Origin of the sequence: Candidatus Ruminimicrobium bovinum (assembly GCF_902760015.1) — a bacterium.
Taxonomy (GTDB): Bacteria; Elusimicrobiota; Endomicrobiia; order Endomicrobiales; family Endomicrobiaceae; genus Ruminimicrobium; species Ruminimicrobium bovinum.
Map to the genome: position 1 here is coordinate 1 of NZ_CACWEU010000049.1, position 4,430 is coordinate 4,430.

General features: G+C 25.6%; 4 protein-coding genes. 1 reads left to right on the top strand and 3 read right to left on the bottom strand.

What is annotated here, in order from left to right:
• Positions 1–243: AAA family ATPase (locus ACMUOV_RS01810; protein WP_413853210.1), on the bottom strand; the 243-nt coding region annotated here is incomplete at its 3' end.
• Between the two features lie 368 nt (positions 244–611).
• Between ACMUOV_RS01810 and ACMUOV_RS01815 the strand changes: the two genes are divergently transcribed.
• The gene (locus tag ACMUOV_RS01815; protein ID WP_413853212.1) at positions 612–1,817 is read left to right on the top strand and encodes an ATP-binding protein; all 1,206 of its coding nucleotides are present in this window, start codon (positions 612–614) and stop codon (positions 1,815–1,817) included.
• Positions 1,818–2,307: 490 nt separating this feature from the next.
• On the opposite strand, the gene ACMUOV_RS01820 is transcribed toward ACMUOV_RS01815, so the two are convergent.
• Entirely contained in the window at positions 2,308–3,372 is a 1,065-nt protein-coding gene (locus ACMUOV_RS01820) for a hypothetical protein (RefSeq protein WP_413853214.1), read from the bottom strand.
• Positions 3,356–4,177 carry a DNA-methyltransferase gene (locus tag ACMUOV_RS01825; protein WP_413853216.1) on the bottom strand — a complete coding sequence of 274 codons (822 nt, stop codon included), beginning with the start codon at positions 4,175–4,177 and terminating at the stop codon, positions 3,356–3,358. Before ACMUOV_RS01825 ends, ACMUOV_RS01820 begins: the two co-directional genes overlap by 17 nt.
• Positions 4,178–4,430: the final 253 nt, after the last annotated feature.

Sequence of the window (4,430 nt, forward strand, 5' to 3'; positions counted from 1 at the left end):
AATTTTACTTTTTATATATTCTCTTAATTTAGTTCTGTCATATAAATTTTCATATTCGTCATTTTCCAAATTAATAGCAATTATATGTTTTTTATCAACACCTATAGATAGCAGATAGTTGTAATATAAATTAAATAACAGGTAAGATTTTCCGCACCTTCTTATACCTGTAATAACTTTGATAAAACTATTATTTTTATTATTTATTAATTTATTAATATAAGAATCTCTTTTAAAAATCATTTACCCTCCTTTAGAACAGTCTACTTTACAAAAATGCGTAAATACGCACTTTTGTTTCATTGTATTATTTAATAAAATTTTTGTCAAAATGATAACAATTTTATTACTGCCGTTGGTGTATTCAAAAGATTTACAAATTGTTCGGAAATAAAGTTATTGGGCGTTTGTTGTATTAGTTAAAAGATTTAAGTTAATTGTCTCAAATGAGACAAATAAGTTCAAGTATTTTTTATTTGTTTTTTAACTATTTATTTGCTATACAAATTTTATTACAAAAACAAAGATTATTATGTTTTATAAAAATATTTGACAAAATATATATTATTTTGTAAAATAATTTTACAAAATTATATTTTAAGAGATTTATTGTGGATATAAATAAACTTATAGAATTAGATTCAATAGCAAAAGAATCCGTTAAAAAATATACAAAATTTAGAAATTTGTTTTATAAATTAACAAATTCTAAAGGAAAACATTTTGTGGGAATTGTCGGTCCCAGAGGTGTAGGTAAAACAATTCTTTTAAAACAATTGGCTAATTACTACAAAAATTCTTTCTACATTTCTGTTGATACAATAGATGATGATTTATTTGAAATAATAAAAAAATTAAATGAAACTTTAAAAATTAAAATTTTTTTTCTTGATGAAGTTCATACATATAAAAACTTTGATAAAGAATTAAAAATGCTTTACGATGTTTTTGAAACAAGAAACATCAAAATATTTTTAACAAGTTCTACTGCATTAGGAATGTATAAATCAAAATACGACTTATCAAGAAGACTTTTATTAAAAACATTATATCCTTTTTCATTTATGGAATATATAAACTTTAAATACGACAAGAAAATTGATAATATCAGTTCTAAAGATATTTATAACAAAGAAATTCCTGTTAAATATTTGCAATACAGTCAATATTTTTATTCTTATTTAAAAGGCGACTTAATGCCTTTTGCTTTACAAGAACCTGATGTACTACCATTATTAAAAAACATACTTGAAACCGTTATAAATAAGGATATTCCTAAAATAGAACCTATAACCGTAGATGAAACGGAAATAATAAAAAAGTTAGTAAGGTTTATTGCATTATCCGATGTGGATGGAATAAATTATACAAGTATATCAAACAATTTAAAAATAACTAAATACAAAGCCGAACAATATCTTTCTTTATTAGAAAGAGCATTTATTGTGTATCGGGTATTTCCGAAAGGAACTAATGTTCTAAAAGAACCGAAAATTTTAATGGCTTTACCTTACAGATTAATTTATAAAGATTTTACGGAATGTATAGGTGCATTGAGAGAAGATTTTTTTATTTCAACCTTTTGGGCATTAAACAAAAAAATATTCTATTTAAAATCAACAACGGGAAAGAAAACCGCAGATTATATTTTGGAAGATAACGAAGATATCGCAATAGAAATAGGCGGTAAAAGCAAAGGCAGAAGTCAATTTAAAGGATTATCTTTAAACAAGAAAATTATTCTTGCAGATTCAATAGACAACAATACTAAAGACAAAAAACCGTTGTTCTCAATAGGATTTATTTCTCAAGAATAATAACAAAATAGAAATGTTTGTATTGTTTATTTCCCCTTATTCTTAGCTTTCAAAAGATTTACATATTTTAAGCTATAACGAAATATTTGCCGCCTGAAGTGTAATGTCAAATGATTTTTTCTAATTTTATAAAATCAACGATGTTTATATGTTTTATACCATTTCTATGTTGAAACAAATCATTTTTTGTTATGACATATTTAGGATAATTATCTTTTATTTTTTCAAGGCAAGTATATTCTCTATCTTCTGTTTCTTTGCTGTTAAGTATTGTTATTCTACAGTTTTTTATATAAAAATTCAAGTTATGGGGGTATTTTATGACAATTTTATTAAAAAACACACCGATAAATAACAAAAACAAATATTTGGCACATCATTAGTTGTTTCCAAAGGATTTAAAGATTTTTGCGGTTCGTTGTTTGTCGTCGTTGTTGTTTAAGACCTTAAGATTTTGTGTTAGAAAGAAGAAAATAAAATAAAACTTTCCCTATATTTTTGTCTTATATATATCAAATGGAAATTTTGCAGGTGTTTCTATAGTATATTCTATATTATCATTAGATGTCATAGCCCAAGACAAAGGATTCCTATTTATAAACTCTGAAAAATTAGCATTAGTAATATTTTTTCCATCTTCTTTAAAACTACCCTTAGTAAACTTAAAATATTGTAAATTTTCCCAGCACAACCAATCATCACAAATAAAATTCCAATCTGTTAAAGATGCAACTAAACCAATAAACTTATTTATTCTATCTTTAGCTTCCAAATTAATACTACATATTCCCATTTCAATATTATTTATATTTTCAGGATTTCCTTCTTTATTTGAAATACGTAATCTATCACCTCTTTCTCTGCTAACACTTATTTGATCTCTTTTTCTAAAAAAAGAATTCATTTCTTTCATTAAAGTAAAAACAGTATATCTATCATTTTCAAATATTTGTTTCAAAGGATTCCATGTTTCATCTATACGTAAATACTGCAACCAATTCAATACATTTTCAGGATAAGAAAATAATACTTGAAAAACACCATCTGTAAAGAATAGTGGTGGTATTGCTTTTTCTGATATTACTATAGGATTATTTTCTTTTTGAGCATATGCTAAAATACTTACTAACAAATGAATAGTTGCTAAAGGATATTTTAATCTAAACTCTTTTCTATCATACTGTCTTAAAAGATTAGGTTGAATACAATTTGAAAAACCAATATCAAAATTTGTAGGTTTCCTTCTTTTGTTCACCATTACCATATGATGTCCCATACTTCTAATACCTTTTCTAAAAATTTCACCATCTAAGAATATAGGATTTTGATTTAAGAACTCTCTATTAATAACAGCAAGTTTATCGTCATAAAAACCAACGATTTTCCAATTTCTAAACTTTGACATAAATAAACCACATAAAAAGCCATCACTATCAGGACTTAAAACACAACAATGGTTTTCTTCCACTATCCAAGGATATTTTTCTATTATGTCATTATAATTTATTTTTTCTTCTCTTCTATCATTAAGTAAAGTTTCAATATTTGAAGGCATCTATTTCCTCCTGTCTATTTTCTATACTTAATCTTTTTTTAGCCAATTCGCAATATTCTTTTGAAATATCAATTCCAATATACTTTCTGTTTAATTTATCTGCCATGACTGCAGTTGAGCCGCAACCAATAAAGGGATCTAAAACTATTCCTTGTTTAGGGCAAAAACATTGTATAAAATCATATGGTATTTTATCTGGAAATGGTGCCGGATGCATTCTCTTTAAATTGTTTTTATCTCCTGCCATCATATAATCCCATACTGTTCCCCTACATTTCATTATATTTATTTTTCTAGTTACGGTTTTAGATGTTGTTCCATCCGTTCTGCGATTACCACTTCCTGTCATTACTTTACCTCCATGTTTTGAAGGAATTTTTAATGGTTCTTTATTAAAATATTGTGGTTTTTTACCTTTCAAAAATATTGGCATATATTCATGATCAACTCTAAATCTGTTTTTCCACCAAGCGCCTTCTGTCCCATTTTTATGATATATAACGGTTTCAAAAAGTTTAAATCCTATATTATCACACCAATCCAAAATTGTTCTATACGATGTTAATGATTTGCAAAAATCTTTTGTAGAATCTTGTATTACCATCGCAACTATTCCTCCTTCTTTCAACACACGGAATAGTTCTACTCCTATTGAATGTAAATCTAAAGAGAATCCATTATAATTTCTTAACTGATCATAAGGTGGAGAAGTAACAACTAAATCAACAAAATTATCTGGAAAATTCTTTAAAACTTTTGCCGAATCTCCACATAATATTTTATTTTCTAATGATTTTATTTCCATAATTTTTTATTATTGCATTTATTTATTTTGTCCTAATTTTACAAAATTTAGTTATTATTTACTACTAAATATTTTAAAAATTGTTACGACAACTACTGTCTCAATTTATAAAAAGAGCAGAAAAATGTGGAACAATTTTTGTTTATCGTTAAAAAAGAACGAATAATTTGAGACGAACTGAAGTATTTTAAAGTCGCGGTGTACTTTTCGCGAAAGCGGTACATAAGATTTTAAAATACAAAAGTGTAGTCCA

Coding starts and splice junctions, on each gene's coding strand:
- ACMUOV_RS01820 (WP_413853214.1), bottom strand. CDS start 3,372: ATGCCTTCAAATATTGAAACTTTACTTAATGATAGAAGAGAAGAAAAA.
- ACMUOV_RS01825 (WP_413853216.1), bottom strand. CDS start 4,177: ATGGAAATAAAATCATTAGAAAATAAAATATTATGTGGAGATTCGGCA.